Here is a 21,103-nt window from a genome sequence, read left to right as displayed (position 1 = left end):
CCACCCCCGGCCCGGCGGGGGACGGTGTAAGATGGCGCAGGCGCCATGGAGATCGTCGACACCCATGCCCACCTGGCGGATGCCGCCTTCGACCCGGACCGGGCGGCCGTCCTGGACCGCGCCCGGGCCGCCGGGGTCCGGGCGGTGATCGCCGTGGGCGAGACCCTGGCCGACGCCGAGCGGAACCTCGCGCTGGCGGAGCGCCACCCCGTCCTTCGCCCGGCCGCCGGCCTCTACCCGGGCCGGGCCGATGCGGCCGCCGCCGAGGCCCTGGCGGCCTTCATCCGGCGCCGGCGGGACCGGCTCGTCGCCATCGGCGAGGTCGGCCTCGACTTCCGCCTGGCGGCGGACACGCCGGCCCGGGAGCTCCAGCGCCGGGTCTTCGCGGCCTTCATCGACCTCGCCCTGGAGCTCGACCTCCCGCTCAACGTCCATTCCCGGTCGGCGGGCCGCCATGCCGTGGCCATGCTGCTCGAGCGGGGGGCGCGGCGGGTCCAGCTCCATGCCTTCGACGGCAAGGCGGCCTCGGCCCTTCCCGCCGTGGAGGCCGGCTATTTCTTCTCCATCCCCCCGTCGGTGGTCCGATCCCGCCAGAAGCAGAAGCTCGTCCGGCGCCTGCCGCTGTCGGCCCTGCTGGTCGAGACGGACAGCCCCGTCCTGGGGCCCCGGCAGGGGGAGCGCAACGAGCCCGCCAACGCCGCGCTGGTGGTGGCGGCCGTGGCGGAGATCAAGGCAGTGGCCCCGGAGGCGGTGGCCGAGGCGGTCCTGGACAATACCCGGCGGCTCTATGGGCCGGGGGTGGCCTGAGCCGCCGGGGCGGGGAGGCGCAGGGTCTCCCCGTGGCGGAGGACCACGAAGGCCCCCGGCGGGAGCCCGGCGGCGGCCCGGGCCCGGGCGAGGCGTCGCGGGGGCTCGTCCAGGGGCTCGTCGGTCAGGATGAAGGTGCCCCAGTGGATGGCCACGGACCGGCGGGCGCCCACGTCGAGGTGGATGCGGAGGGCCTCCTCCGGGGTCACGTGGTAGGGGGCCATGAACCACCGGGGCTCGTAGGCCCCGATGGGGATGGCGGCGAGGTCGAAGGGCCCGAGGCGGCGGCCGATCTCGCGGAAGAGGGCGGGGTCGTAACCCGTGTCGCCGGCGAAGTAGAACCGCAGGCCCGGGGCCTCCACCACCCAGCCCGCCCAGAGGGTCCGGTTCCGGCCGAGGAGGGCCCGCTTGCTCCAGTGTTTGGCGGGGACGGCGGTGACGCGGAGGCCGTCCAGCGTGGCGGCCTCCCACCAGTCCAGCTCCACCACCCGGCGCGCCCCGAGGTCCCGGAGCCACGGGCCGAGGCCCAGGGGTACGAAGAAGACCGTGGCTCCGCCGCCGGGGCGCCGGAGGAGGGCCTGGATGGTGGGGCGGTCGAGGGAGTCGTAGTGGTCGTGGGAGATCAGGACCCCGTGGATGGGCGGCAGATCCGCCAACGGGACCCCCGGGGGGACCACCCGGCGGGGGCCGGCCCAGCCCACCGGAGAGGCCCGCCCGGAGAAGTGGGGATCGGTGAGGAGGTTCCGGCCCGCCACCTGGAGGAGCACCGTGGCGTGGCCGATCCATGTGACGGAGGGGGCGTCCCCCGGGGCCCGGAGCCGGGACGGGTCGGCGTGGACCCGGGGGAAACGGTAGGCCTCCGGGCCGGGGATGGACTTCCAGAGGCGCCCCCAGCGCCAGCGGAGGAAGTCGAGGACGCCCTTGCCGGCGTCTTCGCCGGGGTTGCGGAAGCGGCCTCCCTCCCGGATCGGCCGGCTCCAGTCCGCCGGGGGATCGGGCCCCGCGGCCGCCGCGGGGCCCGCCCACAGGGCGGCGGCCAGGAGCAGGAGGGACAGGGCGCGGCGGCCCGGGGCGGTCTCCCGGCGCGAAAAAGGGCCATGGCGGCGGCCATGGCCCGAGTCTCCACTGGAGCCGGCATTCGGATTTGAACCGAAGACCTGCTGATTACGAATCAGCTGCTCTACCACTGAGCTATGCCGGCCGGGCAGCCCGAAAATAGCAAAGGGGGCAGGGGGTGTCAATCGCGCCGCCCGGCCTCAGGCCTCCACCTCCCGGGCCTCGGCCACCTGGCCGCGGAGCCGGAGGAGCCCCTCGCCGAAGAGGGTGGTCTTCAGCCAGTCCATGGCGAGGTGGAGGGCGGCCACGTCGTCTTCCCGGACGGCCGCGAGCCGGTCGCCGGGGACGTCGTAGATCCGGAGGAAGGCGCTCTCCTCCACGAACCGCCGGAAGGCGTCGACGTTGTAGCTGCCGAGGAAGAACATCTGGAGCGTCTTGTCCGGGATGTTGGTGAAGGGGCCGAGGGACTTCCGGCGGAGGATGAGTTCCACCCAGCCGGTGTTGACCTCGTCGTAGGCGGCAAGGCCCTGGTCCTCCCGCCACTGGGCCACGGTCCATTCCTGGGCCTCGTCGTGGCCGAGGCAGTGGCCTTCCTTGACCAGGGCGAAGAAGCGCTCGTTGCCCGCGGCGTCGTGGTTGTGGAAGATGCCGGCCCCGATGGGGTAGTATCGGCAGGTGGAGGGCCGGTCGTCGTAGATCTTGCAGCCCTCGTCCCCCAGGAACGGGCAGGTCTTGTGCTCGTCGTCCAGCATCTTGAGCACCGGGATGGGCAGCTCCGTGTTCTCGATATGCCCCGGCACGGTGTAGATGGCCAGGAACTCGTCGGAGGGGAGCTCCAGCCGCCGCTTGAGCCGGATGACGTCGTAGGGGGTGAGCATGATGCCCGCGTCGCGGCAACACCGGGTGAAACAGGGCATGCCCTTGCGGCAGGCGAAGGTGAAGGTGCTGTCCAGGTCGAGCCGGACGGGTACGAGGACTTGCGGTCTGTCTTTCGGGGCGTACATGATGGGGTGACCTCACGATCCGGCGGCGCGGCGCCGGGCGGGGGATGAATGGATGCGGCGGCCGGGGCGGGGTGCCGCCGGCCCGACGCTGTCTGAAAACTAATATAATCCCGGAGCCCTCGCAAACCCGGAGGGCGGGTCGAAAGGAGGCGGAGACGGTGCTCGACGGCAAGGTGGCCCTGGTGGCCGGGGCGATTCGGGGCATCGGCAGGGCCGTGGCGGTGGAGCTGGCCCGGCACGGGGTCCGGTGTGTCCTCCCCTACTACGACTGGCTGGACGAACTCGACGACCTGCACCGCGCCATGCGGGCGGCGGGGCCCGACTACCTCGCCCTGCCCGCGGATCTCCGGGAAGAAGACGAGGCGGCCCGGGTGGTCGAGGCGGCGGTGGAGCGCTTCGGCCGGCTCGACATCCTGGTCAACAACGTCGAGCGGGGCGGCTGGCCCGTGGTGCACGGGCCCTACGTTCCCGAGCAGTGGGACCTCGAGATCCGGACCACGGTGACGGCCAAGTGGGCCCTCTTCCGGGCCTGTCTCCCCCATCTCAAGCGCCGGGAGGGCGCCGCCGTGGTGAACCTCTCGTCCATCGCCGGCCTCGTGGGCCGCGCCGGCCCCGCGGGGCTGGTCTTCAACGACGGCTACGCCCTGGCCAACCGGGCGATCCGCACCCTCACCGAGACCTGGGCCCGGGAAGGGGCGCCGGAGGTCCGGGTGAACGAGCTCATGCTGGGTTTCGTGGAGACCCGCCACGGTCCGGGGACCCGGGGCTGGGGGCTTCTGGCCGAGGCGGACCGCGAGGCCCTCCTGGCCCACACGCTGCTCGGCCGGACCGGCCGGGTGGAGGAGGTGGCCCGCATGGTCCGGTTCCTCGTGGCCGAGGCCACCTTTGTCACGGGGGCCGTGATCCGGATGGACGGGGGCTATCTCCTCGGGGGCGAGCCCGCCCGCCCCTGGCCCCGGGGGGTGGTGGCGCCCGGCGAGCCCACCTTCGGCGGCGGGGTCAGACCAGGGGGGAAGGAATGAAGATCTTCTCGTAGAGGTTCTGGGCGTAGCGGTCGGTCATCCCGGCCAGGAAGTCGCAGACCCGCCGCTCGTAGGGCTCCGATTCCGAAAGCTCGTCCATGTCGCCCTCGAAGAGCCGCCGGTTTTCGCGGCGGAAGGCCTCCGGGTGGTCCAGGAAGTACTCGAAGAGGTCCCGGAGGATCTTCCGGGCCTTCTCGAACTCGCCGTGGACCCGGGCCGCCCGGTAGACGTTGTCGTAGAGGAACTTCCGGAGTTCCAGCATGGCCTCGTACATCTCGGGGCTGACCCCGAGGTGCATCTCGCCGTCCTCGACCCGGGTGTTTTCGATGACGTCGCGGATCATGGTGGTGATCCGGGCGCTGTGGCCCTCTCCCAGGAGGTCCGTGAGGTGGCCGGGGACGTCGCCCGCCGAGATGACGCCGCTGCGGATGGCGTCGTCGAGGTCGTGACTGAGGTAGGCGATGACGTCGGCGAGGCGCATGACCCGGCCTTCCTGGGTGGCGGCCCATTCCTCCAGGTTTTGCGGGATGATCTCCCCGAACCCCTTGGAGTGTTTCAGGATGCCGTCCCGGACCTCGTAGGTGAGGTTGAGGCCCCGGCCCTCGTTCTCGAGGAGGTCCACCACCCGGAGGCTCTGCTGGCAGTGGGAAAACCCGCCGGGGACGATCTCGTTGAGCACGGTCTCCCCGGCGTGCCCGAAGGGGGTGTGGCCGAGGTCGTGTCCCATGGCGATGGCCTCGGTGAGGTCCTCGTTGAGCCGGAGGGCCCGGGCGATGGTGCGGGCGATCTCCGAGACCTCCAGGGTGTGGGTGAGCCGGGTCCGGTAGTGGTCCCCCATGGGGGAGAGGAAGACCTGGGTCTTGTGCTTGAGGCGGCGGAAGGCCTTGGAATAGACGATGCGGTCCCGGTCGCGCTGGAAGGCGGTCCGGATGGGGCACGGCGCCACCGGCCGGCGGCGGCCCCGGGTGGCGCTGCTGAGGCAGGCCTGGGGGCAGAGGACCTGGCGCTCGCGCGCCTCGATCTCTTCTCGGATGGTGGCGGGCGCCGGGGACGTTTCGGCCGGCGCCGGGGCGGCTCGACGCAACATGTCGAACCTTATAGTGAAGATCGGCACCCGCCGCAAGGGCCATGTGGCCCCGGGGCCGCCGCGGGGATCAGATCCCCCGGCGCAGCAGGCGCCGGTGGTGCCAGAAGTCGTAGAGGGCGTAGGAGAAGCTCCCCGCCCCGGCGAAGGCCAGGTAGAGGGTGGCCGCGTCCTCCACCGGCATCCAGGCGAGCCCCGCGGCCAGGGCCGCCAGGGCCGCCGGGGCCAGCAGCCGGATCTTGATCCACGACAGATCCCCGGCGCCTTGCTGGAGGGCCCAGATGTCCAGGGCCTGCGCGGCGAACTCCACGCACACGATGGACAGGACGAGGCCCGTGGCCCCCGGTGCCAGCGGCAGGAGCCCGAGGGCCACCAGGGGGAGCGACAGGGTGGCGAGGAGCGAAAGGAGCCCCGGGAGCCCGGCGCGCCGGAGCGGCGGGAGGGCCCGCCGGACGTAGCCGGCGGCCGAGACCAGGGTGATGGCGAGGATCACCCCACCGTAGATCACCACCGAGGTCCGGGCGTCCCAGGCCAGGCGGATGGCCAGGGCCAGGGCCACGAAGCCCATGCCGATCCAGGCCCGGCGGGGGAAGGCACCGGTCCGGACCCGCCGGGCGAGCCCGGCCGCGGCGGCCAGGACCAGGGCCGCCGCGAGGAGGGTGGCGGGGACGGCCCGCTCCGGGAAGGTGGCGGTGATGAGGATGACCCCGGCCCCGGTCATCTGGACCGTGGTCTTCACCTTGGCCAGTTCCGTGACGTTCAGGGGGGTCTCGGCGTTGGAGCCGAAGCGGCGGAGCTCCGTCACCAGGAACTCCCGAAGCAGGATGGGCCAGAGGATCCAGAGGGGCAGGATGCGAAGGTCCACCAGCGGGAGGAAGATCACGGCCACGAAGATCTTGTCGGCGATGGGGTCCAGGAGTTTCCCGAGGGAGGTGACGCCCTGCCGGCGCGCCATCACGCCGTCCACGTAGTCGGTCACCCCGAGGAGGGTGGCCGCCGCGAGGGCCGCCATCCGCTCCCATGTGCCCCCGTAGACCAGGAAGAAGGGGAGCGGGAGGAGCAGGATCCGGAGCAGGGTGAGGTGATTGGCGGTGAATCTCATGGGCTGGGGTCGGACGCCTTCCACGCCGCCTCGAAGGCGGCCAGCAGCTCCCGCCGGGCGGCCGCAAGGGACTCGAGGCGCCGCACGTGGAGACGGTACTCCGCCGGGGGGGCGATTTCAACGTGGAGGCGGAGCGGGTCGCAGAAGTACCAGGTACACCGGAAGGGCCGGGCGGCCCGGGGGAGCCGGCATCCCCGGGGGCCGAGGAAGTCGCACGGGTCCCGGGGGTCCCCCTCGAGGCGGTAGCCGGGGGGGGTGAGCCCCATGGCGGCGAAGGCGACCAGGTCGTCGCGCTCCGGGATCCCGTGGCGCCGATTGCAGCAGACGCTGCCGCAGTAGGGGCAGACCTCGGCGGTGAGGGCCTGGATGGGGCGGTCCACCGCCTCGAAGGCGGCCAGGAGGCGCCGGCCCAGCCGGCGCAGCCCGGCGGCCTCCCCGGCGGCGAAGAAGGCCTCGATGCGCCGCCGGGCGGCGAGGAAGGCGCCGGGGTCGGGGAGATCTGGGCCCGGCCATCCGGGCGGCTCAGCCGGCATCCTCACCCTCCCCTCCTTCGGCCTCGGCGGCCTTGGCCCGGCACCCGGCGCACCGGGGTTCCCACGGCCGGTCCCGGAGGTCGTCCGCCTCGATCCGCCGCCCGCAGTCGGTGCAGCGGCCGAAGGTGCCGGCCTCGATGCGGTGGAGCGCCGCGGTGATCTCCTCCAGGCGGGCCTTCCGAGCCTCGAAGATGCCGAGCAGGGATCCGCCCCCCGGGGCCACGTCGTGGATGTCGTCCAGGGTCGCGGCCGCCCGGATCCGGTCGTGGAACTCGGCCCGGGCGTTTTGGAGGAGGTCCGCCCGGATCTCCTCCCACAGGGCCTCCCTGCGGGCGACCAGGTCGCGGCGGAGCCTGTCGAGTTCGGCCTCGGGGATCTCGGCGGAAACGGGGGGGCGGTCACCGGGCATGGGTGCCTCCTTGCCACCTCCAGGGGACCCCTTCATTATCGGGGGTCGTTCCCCGGGTTGCAATGGAGAACTTCCGGGGCCTCAGCGGCGCCGGCGCCGCGGCCGGCGGCCGAGGAGGTGGTTCAGGAACTCGAGGATGAGGGCGTGGTAGGCCTCCCCCAGGCGCCGGGCGATGTCGAGGCGGCCCTGCCCGGGGATGATCTGGAACCGGGAGGACTTGGACCGGCTCTCCGACACCACCCACTCCAGCCCGCCGGGGGAGACCACCGGGTCGCGCTGGCTGTGGATGAAGAGCACGGGCTTGGTGAAGCCGCGCATGAGGGCGGGGTTGTCGAAGGGGTCCGAGCCGGGGGCGGGGGCCCACTCCGCCGGGAGCCCGAGGGCGGCGAAGAGGTCGGTGCTGTCCCGGAAGCCGCTCTCCATCACCAGGGCGAGGAGGTCGGCCTCGTGGCGGACCGCCGCGGCCAGCGCCGCCGATGCCCCCAGCGACTGGCCCATGGCCACCACCGGGCCGGGCCGGCCCCGGTCGGCCTTCCAGCCGAGGAGGGCTTGGAGGCCGGCCGAGGCGTCTTCGGGGAGGGTGTCCAGGGACGGCGTGCCGCCGCTGGCCCCGCTGCCGCGCCAGTCCATGGCCGCGAAGGTGAGGCCGAGGGGGGCGAAGCCCTCGGCCAGGGCCAGGAGGTCGCCCGCGGCGAGGCCTTCCCCGGGGTAGAAGAGGATGTGGGGCTCGGCCGGGTCCCCGGGCCAGACCCGGGCGGCCAGGGCCGTTCCGTCCGCCGCCGCGAACCGGAGCAGCTCCCCGCCCTCGGGCGCCTCCGGCGGAAGACCCGACACGCCGGGCCGCAGGCGCGCCAGCAGCTCCGGGCGGTCCAGGGGGCTCACGACCGCCCCCACCGGCGCCGCTCTTCGAAATCGCGGATGTCGTTTCTGACCACGCCCACGGGAAAGTCCGGGTGGGCGACGTAGGCCAGGGAGTGGGCCTTGAAACGGGCCACGATCTCGGCCACGGCGGCGTCCTTCTCCCCCGCGTCGAGGAAGGTGCGTTCCTTGAGGGCCTCGTAGACCACGGCGCCGCCCCGGTGGGCAGTGTAGTCCGCGTAGGTCACGCCGGGAACCGCCGCCCGTTCGAAGATCTCGGGTGTCACGGGGATCTCGGCCCGGAAGCGGACGCGGACGAACCAGCGGTCGCCGGCCGCCACCCGGGACTCGTCCACCACCTCCAGGGTGAGGCCGTTGGGGAGGGGAAGGCGGTCGATCAGCCGGGGCCGCGGGGGGGCCGGGGTGTCGCCGGCGGGCTGGGTCTCGGGCATGGCCGATCAGTGCTTGAAGGCCCGCTGGCCGGTGAAGACCATGGCCACCGGCGGGTCGGCCTCGTTGCAGGCCTCGATGGCCTCCCAGTCGCGCAGGGAGCCGCCGGGGTGGACCACGGCGGAGATCCCCTGGCGGATGCCCACGTCCACGCCGTCGCGGAAGGGGAAGAAGGCGTCGGAGACCATGACGGAACCCGGCAGCCCGCCCCGGTCGGCCTGGACCTGGCGGTCGATCTCGTCCTTCTCCTCACGGGGGCGCTCGCCCTTGGCGACCTTGAGCTCCAGCTCCTTGTAGGGGATGCCGAGGCGGTCGTGGCAGAGGCGGTCGGCGTACTTGGTGTAGGCCTTGTAGACGGCGATCTCGGCGACGCCCACCCGGTCCTGCTCGCCGGTGCCGATGCCCACGGTGGCGCCGTCCTTCACGTAGAGGACGGAGTTCGAGGTGACGCCCTGTTCCACGGCCCAGCCGAAGAGGATGTCGGCGTATTCCCGCTCGTCCGGCAGGCGCCGGATCCGGTAGGTCTTGCCCTGGTACTCGCACTCGGCGGGCTTGAGATCCTCGCGGGTGCGGACGCGGTTGACGGGCGACTGCTGCACGATGATCCCGCCGTCGATGAGGCTCTTGAAGTCCACGAACCGCCGGTCCCAGTACTCCGCCAGCCGCTCGATCCGGCGGATCTGGACGATGCGGAGATTCTTGCGCCGGGCGAGGATCTCCACCGCCCCGTCTTCGTAGGCGGGGGCCGCCACCACCTCCACGTAGAGCTCGTCGATGGCCTCGGCGGTGGCCTTGTCCACCGGCCGGTTCAGGGCGACGCACCCGCCGAAGGCGGCGATGCGGTCGGCCCGGAAGGCCCGGGTGAAGGCCGATTCGATGGTGTCGCCGTAGGCCACGCCGCAGGGGTTGTTGTGCTTGACGATGACCGCGGCGGGCCGGTCCATGAGGAACTTCAGGACGTTCAGGGAGTTGTCGATGTCGGTGAGGTTGATCTTGCCGGGGTGCTTGCCGGCCTGGAGCATGTCGGCCTCGGAGATGGCGCTCACCAGGCCGTTGCCGGGCGTGATGTAGGCACAGTCGCCGAGGACCAAGTTCCCGTTGACCAGCTCGTAGAGCGCGGCCTCCTGGTCGGGGTTTTCCCCGTAGCGGACGCCCCGCTCCTGGACCTCCCCGGTGGTCTCGTCGCGGATCTTCCAGGTCCGCTTCCGGTAGACCAGGGTCTGGTCGCCGAAGGTGATGCGCATCTCCTCCGGGAACTGGTCGCCCAGGATGGTCCGGTACATCTGCTTGAGATCGCTCATGGGGTGGGTCCTCCTCGGTTCCTCGGCAGGTGGGGCGCCGGGCCGCCGCCGGCGGCGGGCCCCCGGCGTCCGATTGCCGGACTATAGCCCGCGCCCGGCGGCCCCGTCAACGGAACGAGACCACCGTCACCCGGTCCATCAGGGCGAAGGCGAGAGCCCAGAGGGGCGGTTGGAGGGCGGCCGCCGCGGCCGCCGCCCAGCCGGGGAGGCGGCGCCGGGGGGGCGGGAGCCCCTCTACGGGGGGCAGCAGGCCGAGGGCCGAAAGGAGCCTGGCCGCCGCCTCGCACTCCAGGGCGAAGGGGAGAAATCCCAGGAAGCCGGGGAGCGGCATCTCGAAGAGCCTTACGTCCAGGACCCGGGGCAGGGGGACGTGGTAGACCCACTTGGCCCCGGCCCAGTAGTTCCAGAACTCCCAGAGGAGCCCGCAGAAGAGGCCGGCGGCCAGCAGGGCGGCGACCCGGCCGCCCCGGCCCGCGGCCAGGCAGCGGACGAGGCCCGGGCCGCCGAGGGCGTCCACGGCCGCGTCGAGGACGAGGAAGGGCCCGACCCACACCAGGGGGTAGGCCCATCGGGGCTGGATGAGGGGCAGCGCGGCGGCGGCGACTCCCGCCAGGCCGGCGGCGAGGCGGCGCCGGGGCGTCCAGGCGAAGCGGGGGACCGCCAGGCGCCGGAAGGGGCGAAGGGTCTCGAACCAGCCGGCGGTCACCAGGACGGCCGGCAGCACCGTGGCGAAGGAGAGGACGTAGCCCGCCCAGCGGACCGGGCGGGCGGCCACGAGGCCCACGTAGCGCCAGTTGCCGAGGACCAGGTTGTAGGCCTCGAAAACGAGCCAGAAGGAGACGGACCAGAAGGCCAGGGCCGCCAGGCCCGCCGGGGTGGCCGTGGCCGGGGAGGCGCCCCGCCGGGCCTTGACCAGGCCGTCGGCCAGGGCGACGTAGGGCCACCAGACCAGGAGGTAGAAGAAATCCCGGGCCGGCCGGAGGCCGGCGGCCAGCGCCGCCTCCGCGAGGACGAGGACCATGGCCGCGGCCAGGGCGTAGCGGGGGATGGGCTGCCGTCTCATGCGCACTTGCGGCGCCCGGGGCCGCCGGGCGCCTGCCCCATTGTAGCCGAAAGGGCCCGGGGTGGTAATTCCCCGTCCCCCGGGGCATAGTAGTGTCCACGGGCGGCCGGTCCCGGCGGGGGCGGCCGCCCAGGAGGCGTGCATGGCCCAGCGGGAGCCCGGGGGACGTTTCTGGGAGCGGGAGGCCCTCTCCGGGCCCCTGGCGGTCCTCTTCGTCCTCATCCTGGTGTTCTTCTCGGCGGTGATGGTGGCCGTGGCCGTGGCCACCTACCGCATGTCCCTGGAGGGGTCGCTGAATTTTCTCCGCTCCCGGGCGGTGGGGATCGCCGTGAACCTCGAGCTGGCCTTGGAGCGCTCGGGCCTCCGGCGCGACTTCTTCCCGGACCTCGTGCGGTCCGAGGGGGCGGAGGACCTGGCCTTCCTCGCCCTCTACGACCGGGGCGGCCGCGTGGTGCTCCATTCCAACCCCAACCTGATCGGGCGCCGGGTGGTGGACCCGGGCCTGGTGACCGCCTTCGAACACCAGCAGCCCGTCACCCACCAGGAACGGCTGGGCACCGGGGAAGAGGTCTTCGTGCTGGACTTTCCCCTGCGGCTCCAGGGCCGGGCCGCCGGGCCGCCCCCGCCGCCCGGCGGGGCGCCCCTCTACTGCCTCCGGGTGGTGCTCCACCCGGCCCCCGCCCGGGCCATCGTCCGCCGCGCCACGGTCCAGGTGGCGGTGATCGGCCTCTCCCTGGTGGTCTTGTGGGTGCTCGGGTCCTTCTTCCTCTGGGCCTGGCGGCGGAACCTCCGGCTCCAGGGGCGGCTCCGGGAGCAGGAACGCCTGGCGGCCCTGGGCCGGATGGCCGCTGTCCTCGCCCACGAGATCCGGAATCCCTTGAGCACCATCAAGGGCTTCGCCCAGTACCACATGGAGGCCGGGGCCGAGGGAGGGCTCCGGGACGACCTCGGCCTCATCGTGGCCGAGGCCCGGCGCCTCGAGCGCCTCACCACCAACCTCCTCACCTACGCCCGCCCCGCCCGGCCGCAGCCCGCCGCGTGCGACATCGAGACCTGCTGCCGGGAGCTCCGGCGGGGGTTCGAGGGTGCCGGGGACGGCGAACGGCTCCAGGTGGAGTGCGGGGCGGGGCGCGTGGTGGTGGACCGCGAGATGCTCCAGCAGGTGGTGTGGAACCTGACGCGGAACGCCCTGGAGGCGGTGGAGGGCATGGAGGACGGCCGGGTCTGGGTCCGTTTCCGGCGCCGGGAGGGGGAGCTCGAGGTGGAGGTGGAGGACTCCGGGCCGGGACTGGCCCCCGAGGTCAAGGAGCGGCTCTTCGAGCCCTTCGTGACCACCAAGGCCAGGGGGAGCGGGCTGGGGCTCGCCATCGTGCGCCGGCTCACGGAGGCCATGGGCGGGGAGATCCGGGTGGAGGACCGGCCCGGGGGCGGCGCCCGGTTCCGGGTCCGGATCCCGGCGGCCGGGCCCGGGGAGGACGACGAGGAGGTCGGGCCGGCGTTCTTGGTGTAAGCTGGGAAGGATCCATGCGAACCGTGTACGTCTGCCAATCCTGCGGTCACACCTCCCCGAAGTGGCTCGGGCGTTGCCCCGGGTGCGAGGCGTGGCACTCCTTCGCGGAGGAGCGCGCGGAGCGGCCCGGCCGCGGGCGCTCCGCCGGCCCCGGGCCCCGGGCCGCCCCGCGGCCCCTGGCCGAGGTGGCCGCCTCCCGGGAGGGGCGGCTTGCCACCGGCATGGCCGAGATGGACCGCGTCCTCGGCGGCGGGCTCGTGGACGGGGCCCTGGTGTTGCTCGGGGGCGAGCCGGGGATCGGCAAATCCACCCTGCTCCTCCAGGTCCTCCGGAACCTCGCCGGGGCGGGCCGAACGGTCCTCTACGTGAGCGGGGAGGAGTCCGCCGCCCAGATCCGGCTCCGGGCGGAGCGGCTGGGGGAGATCCCGCCGGGGCTCTGGGTCGTGGCCGAGACCGATCTCGCCGCCGTGGAGGCGGCCGTCCGCGAGATGGGGCCCGCGGTCCTCGCCGTGGATTCCATCCAGACCGTGGCCGTCCCGGAGCTCGGGGCGGCGCCCGGGAGCGTCTCCCAGGTCCGGGAGGGCGCGGCCCGGCTCCTCCAGCTCGGCAAGGGCCTCGGGCTCCCGGTCTTCATCGTGGGGCACGTCACCAAGGACGGGGCCATCGCCGGGCCCCGGGTCCTGGAGCACCTGGTGGACACGGTGCTCTACTTCGAGGGAGACCGGAGCCATGCCTTCCGGCTGCTGCGGACGGTCAAGAACCGCTACGGGCCCACCCACGAGGTGGGGGTCTTCGAGATGGGCCCCGAGGGGCTCCGGGAGGTGCCGAATCCCTCGTCGGCCTTCATGGGGCGGCGGTCCGCGGCCGCGCCGGGCACGGTGGTGATCCCCTGCCTCGAGGGGAGCCGGCCCATCCTGGTGGAGGTCCAGGCCCTGGTGACGCCCTCGTACCTCGCCATGCCGCGGCGGACCGCCACCGGCGTGGACGGCAACCGCCTGGCCCTGCTGCTCGCCGTGATGGAGAAGCGCCTGGGCTTCCGGTTCCACGACCGGGACGTCTTCGTGAACGTGGCGGGGGGCCTTCGGATCACCGAGCCGGGGGCGGACCTCGGGGTGGCCGCGGCCCTGATCTCCAGCTACCGGGACCGGCCGCTGCCGCGCGGCCTCACGGTGCTGGGGGAGGTGGGGCTCACCGGCGAGATCCGGCCGGTGGCCCGGGCGGGGCTGCGGCTGGCGGAGGCGGCCCGCCTCGGGTTCCGGCGCTGCCTCATGCCGCCCCGCGCCGGGGCGGAAGCCGATCTCCCGGCGGGGATGGAGGTGGTGGCGGTGGACCGGCTGGAGGCGGCCCTGGACCTGCTCCTGGAGGACCCACGCCGGTCCGCCGTTTCTTGACGGCGGCGCGAGAATGGGCGGGTTGCCGCGTTGTTTCGGATCCCCCGTCGTTGCGGCGCATCCAGGCACGCCGCGTCCTTCGATCCCCTCGCACCTTGTCCTGGGCGACTTCTGCGCGCCATCCACTCGGAGAGACCTTTTTGTGATGGGCACGGCCATCTTTCTTGACAGCGGGGGGTTCCTGGCCTAAACTTTCCCGGCGCATCGACCAATTACCTCCGGGAGATCCGCGTCGGAAGGTGGGTGGCCCCCAGGGGCCGAGGGTGTCGTTTCCTCCTAGAGCCCATCGTCCGCCGCGCCCCGGATTCCCGGGGGCAGGGAAGGAGGAGACATGGCTGGAGACAAAGTCACCCACGTGACCGACGCCGATTTCGATACCCAGGTCTTGCAGTCCCCCACGCCCGTGCTCGTGGACTTCTGGGCCGCCTGGTGCGGTCCGTGCCGGGCCATCGCCCCCGTCATCGACGAGCTGGCGGAGGACTACGACGGCAGGGTGAAGGTGGCCAAGATGAACGTGGACGAGAACCCCTCGACCCCGGGCCGCTACGGAATCCGGGCCATCCCGACCCTCATCCTCTTCAAGGGCGGCCAGGTGGTGGAGCAGATCACCGGCGCCGTGGGCAAGGCCGCCATCGAGTCGGCCATCCAGAAGGCCCTGGGCTGAGGCCCCTCGGCCCCACGCCGGGTCCAGCTCACGGGCGGGCGCCCGCCGTCGGCGAGACGGCGGGCGCCCGCGTTTCGGCCTGCGGGGGGCGGGGCGGCCCGGTCCCCCGGCAGGCGGGAGGACGGTATGGACGTGGACCGAATCGGCCGCCTGGATCGGGTCCCGCGGCGGGCCGGGGCCCTCGCCGCCGTGGCCGCGGCGGTGCTGGTGTTGGCCGCCGGGTGCGGGGGCGCGGCCCCGGAGCGGAAGGTGGGGATCCGGGGCGAGGACGCCCAGCTCGTGGAGGCGGCCGATCTGGCCCGGCAGGCCATGGCCGTCTACCGGAAGGGGCAGTTCATCCAGGCCGAGGAACTCTTCCAGAAGCTCAAGGACCGGTTTCCCTTCACTCCCTATGCCTCGCTGGCGGAGCTCCGGCTGGCGGACTGCCGCTTCTACCAGGGCGGGCGCTACGAGGAGGCCATCACCCAGTACGAGGAGTTCGAGAAGCTCCACCCCGCCAACGAGGCGATCCCCTACGTGGTCTTCCAGATCGGGACCTCCTACTACCGGCTCATGGAGGCCCCGGACCGGGACCAGACCGCCACCCGGAAGATGATCGAGACCTACGAGCGGCTCCTCAAGCGCTTCCCGGACAGCCCCTACACCCTGGAGGCGCGGCGTCGCATCGCCGCCGGCCGGGAGCGCCTGGCCGAGCACGAACTCGTGGTGGCGCGCTGGTACCTCCGGGTGGGCAAGCGGGCCCAGGCCCGGTTCCGGCTCGAGGGGATCCTCCGGGACTACCCCGAGACCCGCACCGCCGCGACGGCCCGGCGCCTGATGGCGGGGCTGGTGGAGGCGGGAGACCCCGGCCCGTCCTAGCGCCTCTTCCGGCAGGCGCCCGGGGACCTCTCTCCCGGCGGGCGCCCTCGGCCGGGGCTCAACGCCTGTCCGCCCCCGTCTCGTCCCCCCTCCGGGGCGTGATGTCTTCGCCGGTGACGGCGTCGTACATCTCGAAGGTCCGTTGGTTCTCCCCCGGCCTACCAGAGGTGACACCGGACGGTGACCCCGGGGCCGGGGCGTCGGGCGGCGGGCTCGACCCGTCGGCAGACGTCCATGACCTCCGGGCACCGATCGTGGAAGGGGCATCCGGCGGGGACGGCCTCGAGCGGCGGCACCGTGCCCGGGATGGCCGGCAGGCGCCGGGTCCCCTCGGCGACGCCGTAGGGGACGGAGGCCAGGAGGCCCCGGGTGTAGGGGTGGCGTGGATGGGCGAAGAGGGCCTCCACCGGTGCCTCCTCGACGATGCGCCCCGCGTACATGATGAGCACCCGGTGGGCCACCTGGGCCACCACCCCCAGGTTGTGGGTGACGAGCAGGAGGCCGAGGCCCCGCTCTCGCTGGAGGCGGGCCAGGAGGTCGAGGATCTGGGCCTGGACGGTCACGTCCAGGGCGGTGGTGGGCTCGTCGGCGATGAGGAGGTCCGGGGCGCAGGCCAGGGCCATGGCGATCATGGCCCGCTGGCGGAGGCCGCCGGAGAGCTGGTGGGGATAGGCGTCGATGCGGCTCGCCGGTTCGGGCACCCCCACCTGCTCCAGGAGCTCCAGGGCCGCCCGGCGCGCCTCCGACGGCGGCGTTCCGAGGTGCACCTCGAGGACCTCGGCGATCTGGCGGCCCACGGTGAAGACCGGGTTCAGGGCGGTCATGGGTTCCTGGAAGACCATGGCGATCCGGCGGCCGCGGAGGCGCCGCATCTCCTCGGGGGGCAGGGTGGTCAGCTCCCGGCCGTCGAAGCGGATGGAACCGCCGGCGATCTCCAGGGGGGGGGAAGGCAGCAGCCGGAGCACCGCCAGGGCGGTGAGGGTCTTCCCGCAGCCGGACTCGCCCACGAGGCAGACGCTCTCGCCCCGGTCCACCGAAAGATCGAGGCCCCGCACCGCCGGCACGGGGCCCCTTTCCGTCTGCAGCCGGACGTGGAGGCCGTGGACGGCCAGCACGGCTCAGCCCTTCTTGTTCTTGATGAGCAGGGTATTGGGGTCGAGGACGATCCCGCCCTCCGCGGCGGCGCCCTCTGGCATCTTGGCGGCCTGGACCTCCACCTCCGGGCCCTTCGGGGTGAGCTGGAGGATCACCTCGAAGAAGTCCGCCACGTCGGCCAGGGGGGCGGCCAGGGCGGCCTCCCCGGGCTTGGCCGAGCGGTGGGCCCTGGCCGAGAACCAGGCGCGGAGTCCCTGCTCCCGGACGAAGATCTTCATCTCCGACAGGGGTTCCCGGACGGCCTCGTCGAAGGGGAGCCCGTCCACCAGGAGGACCTGGGGCTCGAAGAGACCCTGGGCCGTGAGGTCCGTCACCCGTTCCTCGAGTTTCGGCACGCTGAAGCCGTCCACGTTGAAGGTCATGATGAAGCGGTGGGGCAGGATGGATTCCCAGAGCTCCTCGGCCTGGGGCAGCTCGTACTGGTCGCGGATGTGGCGGAAGACCTCGTCGTACCAGAGGCAGACCTTCTTGACCGGCTGGTCGAGGCTGACGTGCAGCACGTCCTCGCCGCGGAGCAGGTGGTCGAGGGCGAGCTGAACCAGGAGGGCGGTCTTTCCGACCCCCGCCCGGGCCACCACCGCACCGAAGCCCCCCTCGGAGAGGACGTGGCCGGTCTCCCGGCCCATGAGCCGGAGGGGGTTTCGCAGGATCAGGTCTTTCTTCAGCATGATGAGGGACCTTTCTCTCAGGTAGACGACCTTTCGGCCCCGCCAGCCGGGGGGCCGGGGCCGGGATCGCGCGGGCTCGATGCCGCCGGTGTGCACGGGCCGCCCCCCGATCAGGCGGCGGCCTTCTTCTTTTCCGCCGCCTTCTTGATGAGCTCCTCGGCGATGTTCTTCGGTACCTGGCGATAGGTGGCGAATTCCATGGTGAACTGCGCCTTCCCCTGGGTGGCGGAGCGCAGGTCGGTGGAATAGCCGAACATCTCCGCCAGCGGCACCTCCGCCTCGATGACGCACATCTCGCCTTCGTCCTGGGTGCCGAGGATCATGCCCCGGCGCTGGTTGAGGGAGCCCATGACCGCCCCCTGGTACTCGGCCGGGGTCTCCACCGCCACCTTCATGATGGGTTCCAGGATGACGGGGTTGGCCTTGGCGTAGCCCTCCTTGAAGGCACCGCGGGCCGCGGCCTGGAAGGCCATGTCGGAGGAGTCCACGCTGTGGGCCTGGCCGTCGTTGATGACCACCTTGATCCCGGTGACCGGGACGCCGAGGAGGGTGCCCTTCTCCATGGCGCTGCGGAAGCCCTTCTCGCAGGAGCCGATGAACTCGGTGGGGATGGCCCCGCCGGTGATCTGGTTCTCGAAGACGAATTCCTCGTCGGCCACGGGCTCCATCCAGCCCGCCACGCGGCCGTACTGGCCGGCGCCGCCCGTCTGCTTCTTGTGGGTGTAGTTGAACTCGGCGCGGCGGGTGATGGTCTCGCGGTAGGCCACCTGGGGTTTGCCGGTGATGACCTCGGCATTGTACTCGCGGCGCATGCGCTCGATGTAGACCTCGAGGTGGAGCTCGCCCATTCCGGAGATGATGGTGTCGCCGGTCTCGTGGTTCACGTAGGTCCGGAAGGTGGGGTCCTCCTTGGTGAAGCGGGAGAGGGCCTTGGACATGTTGTCCTGGGCCTTGTTGTCCGCCGGCTTGATGGCCAGGGAGATCACCGGCTCGGGGACGTGCATGGAGGTCATGCTGTAGTGGACGTCCGGCGATGTGAAGGTGTCGCCCGAGGCGCAGTCGATGCCGAAGAGGGCGCCGATGTAGCCGGCGGGGATGGACTCGATGTCTTCCATCTGGTTCGAGTGCATGCGGACCACCCGGCCCACCTTCACCTTCCGCCCGGTCCGGGAATTCATGATGGTGTCGCCCTTGGCCAGGGTCCCCTGATAGACGCGGATGTAGGTGAGCTGCCCGTAGCGGCCCTCCTCCAGCTTGAAGGCCAGGGCCACCAGGGGTTTCCCGGGGTCGCTCTCCAGGGTCACGGGGGCCTCGTCCCGGTCCATGTCGAGGGCCACGTTCTCCACCTCGGAGGGGGCGGGGAGATAGTAGGTCACCGCGTCGAGGAGGGGTTGGACCCCCTTGTTCTTGTAGGCGGAGCCCATGAAGACGGGGGTGAGCTCTCGGGTGAGGGTCCCCCGGCGGATCGCCGCGCGCAGGAGGTCCTCCGGGACCTCGCCCTCCAGGGCGGCCTCCATGAGTTCGTCGGAGAACATGGAGGCGGCGTCGATGAGGGCCTCGCGCCGGGACTCGGCCTCGGCCCGGAGGTGGTCCGGGATCTCCTCGATGCGGACGTTTTCGCCGTTTTCGCCGTCGAAGTACACGGCCTTCATGGTGACGAGGTCCACGACGCCCTGGAGGTCGGCCTCGAGCCCGATGGGGACCTGCATGGCCACGGCGTTGTGGCCGAGCTTTTCGCGGAGCTGGTCCACGACCTTCATGGGGTTGGCGCCGCTCCGGTCGCACTTGTTGACGAAGGCGATGCAGGGGACCTTGTACCGGGCCATCTGCCGGTCCACGGTGATGGACTGGGACTGGACCCCGCCCACGGAGCAGAGCACCAGGATGCCGCCGTCGAGGACCCGGAGCGCCCGCTCCACTTCGATGGTGAAGTCCACGTGCCCCGGGGTGTCGATGATGTTGATCTCGTGGTCGTTCCAGTCGCAGTAGGTGGCGGCGGACGTGATGGTGATGCCGCGCTCCTTCTCGAGCTCCATGAAGTCCATGGTGGCGCCGACGCCGTCCTTGCCCTTGACGTCGTGGATGGCGTGGATGCGCCGGGTGTAGTAGAGGATGCGCTCGGTGAGGGTGGTCTTCCCCGCGTCGATGTGGGCGCTGATGCCGATGTTCCTGACCTTGTTCGGATCCTTCTTCATGTCACTGTACCTCGTCGTGGAATGCCCGGGCCCGCCGGCCGGCCGCCGGGACGCCGAGACCCTGCCGGCGCCGCCGGGAACGGGATCCCGCGTCGGCGCCGCCGGTTCCCGCGACGCTTGGCTGGCCGGGGTTCGACTCCTGGGAGGGTGGGCCGGGCGTGCTGCTCCTCAAATGGAAAAGAATACGAATAAATAAAGGCTCTGCCGCGAAAAGTCAAGGGCCGGCGGCCCGGCGGCGGTCGCCGGGCCGCAGCCGCCTCAGGGACAGCGGAGATCGGCGGGGGCGGACAGGCCGCGGGCCGCCAAGTAGTCGCGGATGCCGCGGATCACCTCCACGGCGGTGCCGGGGCGGACGAGGGTGGCGGTCCCCACCTGGACCGCGGCGGCCCCGGCCACCAGGAATTCCAGGGCGTCCCGGGCCGAGGCGATGCCCCCGATGCCGATCACCGGGATGCCCACGGCCCGCGAGACCTGCCAGACCATGCGGAGCGCCACGGGTTTCACCGCCGGGCCGGAGAGCCCCCCGAAGACCGTGGACAGCGCCGGGCGCCGCGCCTCGAGGTCCACGGCCATGCCGAGGAGGGTGTTGATGAGGGAGACGGCGTCGGCCCCGGCGGCCTCCACCGCCCGGGCGATCTCGGTGACATCCGTGACGTTGGGGGAGAGCTTCACGATCACCGGCAGCCGGGTGACCCGCCGCACGGCCCGGGTCACGGCGGCGGCGGCGGCCGGGTCGGTGCCGAAGGCGGCGCCGCCGGCCTTGACGTTGGGGCACGAGATGTTGACCTCCACGGCGTCCACGCCCCCGGCGCCGTCGAGCCGCTCGGCGAGGGCGGCGTAGTCCTCGGGCCGGGAGCCGAGGATGTTCACGATGACCCGGGCCCGGAACCGACGCAGCCGGGGCAGCTTCTCGTCCAGGAAGGCCTGGAGCCCCACGTTTTCGAGGCCGATGGCGTTCAAGAGCCCGCAGGGCGTCTCCACGGTCCTCGGCGGGGGGTTGCCGGGCATGGGCTCGAGGGAGATGCCCTTGGCCACGATGCCCCCCACGGCGTCGAGATCGACGAGGTCGGCGAGCTCCGCCCCGTAGCCGCAGGTCCCGGAGGCGAGGAGGACGGGGTTTTCGAGGCGGAGGGGGCCGATCTCCACGGCGAGGTTCGGGGTCTTCATGGCGGCGGCGCCTCCCACGAGACGGCCTCGGCGTCGAAGACGGGGCCCTCACGGCAGACGTGGTGGTAGCCCTCCCCGGAAGGGCGGGGCACGGCGCAGCCCAGGCAGAGGCCCACGCCGCAGGCCATCCGGGTCTCGAGGGAGACCTGGAGCGGCAGCCGTTTTGCCGCGGCGGCCTCCCGGACGGCCCGGAGCATGGGCCAGGGACCGCAGGCGAAGAGCGCCGGGCCGTCCCCGCCGGCCGCCTCCTCCAGCAGGCCCTCGAGGATCCCCGTGACGAGCCCCTTCTCGCCGAGGCTTCCGTCCTCTGTGGCCACGAGGAGGCGGTGGCCCGCGGCCTCGAACCGGTCGAGGCCGGGGAGTTCCGCCGCGGTCCTGGCCCCGAGGACCACGGCGTGCCCATGCCCGGCCGGCAGCCGTTCGGCCAGGAAGAGGAGCGGGGCGATCCCCATGCCGCCGCCCACCAGCACCGCCGGGCCGGCGCCCGGGGTGAAGCCCCGGCCCAGGGGGCCGAGCACCCGGACGAGGTCCCCGGGCCGGCGGGCGGCCAGGAGCGCGGTCCCACGGCCCACCACCCGGTAGAGGAAGACCACCCGGCCGCCGTCCGCCACCCGGTGGATGGAGAGGGGACGGCGGAGGAGCGGGTCCCGGGCGTCGGCCGCGGCCGGGGCGAGCATGCAGAACTGCCCGGGCCGGGCGGCCGCCGCGACCCCGGGGGCCTCCACCGTCAGCTCGTGGATCCCGGGGGCCACGGGCCGGTGGTCGAGGACCGGGGCGTCGAGATCGAACCGCGCGGGCGCCGCCAC

The 21,103-nt window shown here is 72.7% G+C and carries 21 protein-coding genes and 1 tRNA gene; 6 read left to right on the top strand and 16 right to left on the bottom strand.

Annotated elements, in window-relative coordinates:
- Positions 1-45: 45 nt before the first annotated feature.
- Positions 46-807 (top strand): TatD family hydrolase, encoded by a 762-nt coding sequence (locus HCU62_RS05465; RefSeq protein WP_163298587.1) that lies wholly within the window; start codon positions 46-48, stop codon positions 805-807.
- Here HCU62_RS05465 and HCU62_RS05460 read toward each other — a convergent pair.
- The 3 genes from HCU62_RS05460 to HCU62_RS05450 all read right to left on the bottom strand — a co-directional run bounded on the left by HCU62_RS05460 (position 786) and on the right by HCU62_RS05450 (position 2,867).
- Positions 786-1,589 carry an MBL fold metallo-hydrolase gene (locus HCU62_RS05460; RefSeq protein ID WP_374001938.1) on the bottom strand — a complete coding sequence of 268 codons (804 nt, stop codon included), beginning with the start codon at positions 1,587-1,589 and terminating at the stop codon, positions 786-788. The genes HCU62_RS05465 and HCU62_RS05460 overlap by 22 nt on opposite strands.
- A gap of 344 nt (positions 1,590-1,933) precedes the next feature.
- Positions 1,934-2,008, bottom strand: a tRNA-Thr gene (locus HCU62_RS05455).
- A gap of 55 nt (positions 2,009-2,063) precedes the next feature.
- Positions 2,064-2,867: a YkgJ family cysteine cluster protein gene (locus HCU62_RS05450; RefSeq protein ID WP_163298586.1), complete on the bottom strand. Its 804-nt coding sequence runs from the start codon at positions 2,865-2,867 to the stop codon at positions 2,064-2,066.
- Between the two features lie 158 nt (positions 2,868-3,025).
- Between HCU62_RS05450 and HCU62_RS05445 the strand changes: the two genes are divergently transcribed.
- Positions 3,026-3,889, top strand: coding sequence for an SDR family NAD(P)-dependent oxidoreductase (locus tag HCU62_RS05445; RefSeq protein WP_309474792.1), 864 nt, complete (start codon positions 3,026-3,028; stop codon positions 3,887-3,889).
- Here HCU62_RS05445 and HCU62_RS05440 read toward each other — a convergent pair.
- The 8 genes from HCU62_RS05440 to HCU62_RS05405 all read right to left on the bottom strand — a co-directional run bounded on the left by HCU62_RS05440 (position 3,867) and on the right by HCU62_RS05405 (position 10,689).
- Complete coding sequence (locus HCU62_RS05440; RefSeq protein ID WP_163298584.1) at positions 3,867-4,976, bottom strand: deoxyguanosinetriphosphate triphosphohydrolase; 1,110 nt, start codon at positions 4,974-4,976, stop codon at positions 3,867-3,869. The two genes, HCU62_RS05445 and HCU62_RS05440, sit on opposite strands and share 23 nt — an antisense overlap.
- A 67-nt stretch (positions 4,977-5,043) precedes the next feature.
- A complete protein-coding gene (locus tag HCU62_RS05435) occupies positions 5,044-6,075 on the bottom strand; it encodes a CDP-alcohol phosphatidyltransferase family protein (protein WP_163298583.1) in 1,032 nt (343 codons plus the stop codon).
- Positions 6,072-6,608: a hypothetical protein gene (locus HCU62_RS05430; RefSeq protein ID WP_163298582.1), complete on the bottom strand. Its 537-nt coding sequence runs from the start codon at positions 6,606-6,608 to the stop codon at positions 6,072-6,074. The genes HCU62_RS05435 and HCU62_RS05430 overlap by 4 nt, the downstream gene beginning before the upstream one ends.
- The gene (locus HCU62_RS05425) at positions 6,598-7,017 is read right to left on the bottom strand and encodes a TraR/DksA family transcriptional regulator (protein WP_163298581.1); all 420 of its coding nucleotides are present in this window, start codon (positions 7,015-7,017) and stop codon (positions 6,598-6,600) included. Before HCU62_RS05425 ends, HCU62_RS05430 begins: the two co-directional genes overlap by 11 nt.
- 81 nt (positions 7,018-7,098) lie before the next feature.
- On the bottom strand, positions 7,099-7,899 hold the full coding sequence (locus HCU62_RS05420) for a serine aminopeptidase domain-containing protein (protein ID WP_163298580.1): 801 nt from the start codon (positions 7,897-7,899) through the stop codon (positions 7,099-7,101).
- A complete protein-coding gene (locus HCU62_RS05415; protein WP_169755481.1) occupies positions 7,896-8,327 on the bottom strand; it encodes a hypothetical protein in 432 nt (143 codons plus the stop codon). Before HCU62_RS05415 ends, HCU62_RS05420 begins: the two co-directional genes overlap by 4 nt.
- A gap of 6 nt (positions 8,328-8,333) precedes the next feature.
- The gene (locus HCU62_RS05410) at positions 8,334-9,626 is read right to left on the bottom strand and encodes an IMP cyclohydrolase (RefSeq protein WP_163299951.1); all 1,293 of its coding nucleotides are present in this window, start codon (positions 9,624-9,626) and stop codon (positions 8,334-8,336) included.
- Positions 9,627-9,732: 106 nt separating this feature from the next.
- Positions 9,733-10,689, bottom strand: coding sequence for a hypothetical protein (locus tag HCU62_RS05405; RefSeq protein WP_169755480.1), 957 nt, complete (start codon positions 10,687-10,689; stop codon positions 9,733-9,735).
- Positions 10,690-10,831: 142 nt separating this feature from the next.
- On the opposite strand from HCU62_RS05405, the gene HCU62_RS05400 reads away from it, so the two are divergent.
- The 4 genes from HCU62_RS05400 (at position 10,832) to bamD (ending at position 15,112) form a co-directional block, all read left to right on the top strand.
- Positions 10,832-12,199, top strand: a complete 1,368-nt coding sequence (locus tag HCU62_RS05400) for a two-component system sensor histidine kinase NtrB (RefSeq protein WP_163298618.1) — start codon at positions 10,832-10,834, stop codon at positions 12,197-12,199.
- Between the two features lie 14 nt (positions 12,200-12,213).
- On the top strand, positions 12,214-13,590 hold the full coding sequence (gene radA, locus HCU62_RS05395) for a DNA repair protein RadA (protein WP_163298617.1): 1,377 nt from the start codon (positions 12,214-12,216) through the stop codon (positions 13,588-13,590).
- Positions 13,591-13,921: 331 nt separating this feature from the next.
- Entirely contained in the window at positions 13,922-14,254 is a 333-nt protein-coding gene (trxA, locus tag HCU62_RS05390; protein ID WP_163298616.1) for a thioredoxin, read from the top strand.
- Positions 14,255-14,380: 126 nt separating this feature from the next.
- Positions 14,381-15,112: an outer membrane protein assembly factor BamD gene (bamD, locus tag HCU62_RS05385; RefSeq protein ID WP_163298615.1), complete on the top strand. Its 732-nt coding sequence runs from the start codon at positions 14,381-14,383 to the stop codon at positions 15,110-15,112.
- A 158-nt stretch (positions 15,113-15,270) separates the two neighbouring features.
- On the opposite strand, the gene HCU62_RS05380 is transcribed toward bamD, so the two are convergent.
- From HCU62_RS05380 to HCU62_RS05360, 5 genes are all read right to left on the bottom strand, one after another.
- Positions 15,271-16,227, bottom strand: a complete 957-nt coding sequence (locus HCU62_RS05380) for an oligopeptide/dipeptide ABC transporter ATP-binding protein (RefSeq protein WP_169755479.1) — start codon at positions 16,225-16,227, stop codon at positions 15,271-15,273.
- A 3-nt stretch (positions 16,228-16,230) separates the two neighbouring features.
- The gene (locus tag HCU62_RS05375) at positions 16,231-16,935 is read right to left on the bottom strand and encodes a P-loop NTPase family protein (protein ID WP_163298611.1); all 705 of its coding nucleotides are present in this window, start codon (positions 16,933-16,935) and stop codon (positions 16,231-16,233) included.
- Positions 16,936-17,045: 110 nt separating this feature from the next.
- Complete coding sequence (fusA, locus tag HCU62_RS05370; protein ID WP_163298610.1) at positions 17,046-19,130, bottom strand: elongation factor G; 2,085 nt, start codon at positions 19,128-19,130, stop codon at positions 17,046-17,048.
- Positions 19,131-19,388: 258 nt separating this feature from the next.
- Positions 19,389-20,297, bottom strand: coding sequence for a dihydroorotate dehydrogenase (locus tag HCU62_RS05365; protein WP_163298609.1), 909 nt, complete (start codon positions 20,295-20,297; stop codon positions 19,389-19,391).
- Entirely contained in the window at positions 20,294-21,103 is an 810-nt protein-coding gene (locus HCU62_RS05360; protein WP_309474795.1) for a dihydroorotate dehydrogenase electron transfer subunit, read from the bottom strand. The genes HCU62_RS05365 and HCU62_RS05360 overlap by 4 nt, the downstream gene beginning before the upstream one ends.

The organism is Dissulfurirhabdus thermomarina (assembly GCF_012979235.1).
GTDB classification, from domain to species: domain Bacteria; phylum Desulfobacterota; class Dissulfuribacteria; order Dissulfuribacterales; family Dissulfurirhabdaceae; genus Dissulfurirhabdus; species Dissulfurirhabdus thermomarina.
The sequence above is the reverse complement of the archived record's forward strand: the minus strand, read 5'-3'. Positions and strand labels throughout refer to the sequence as shown.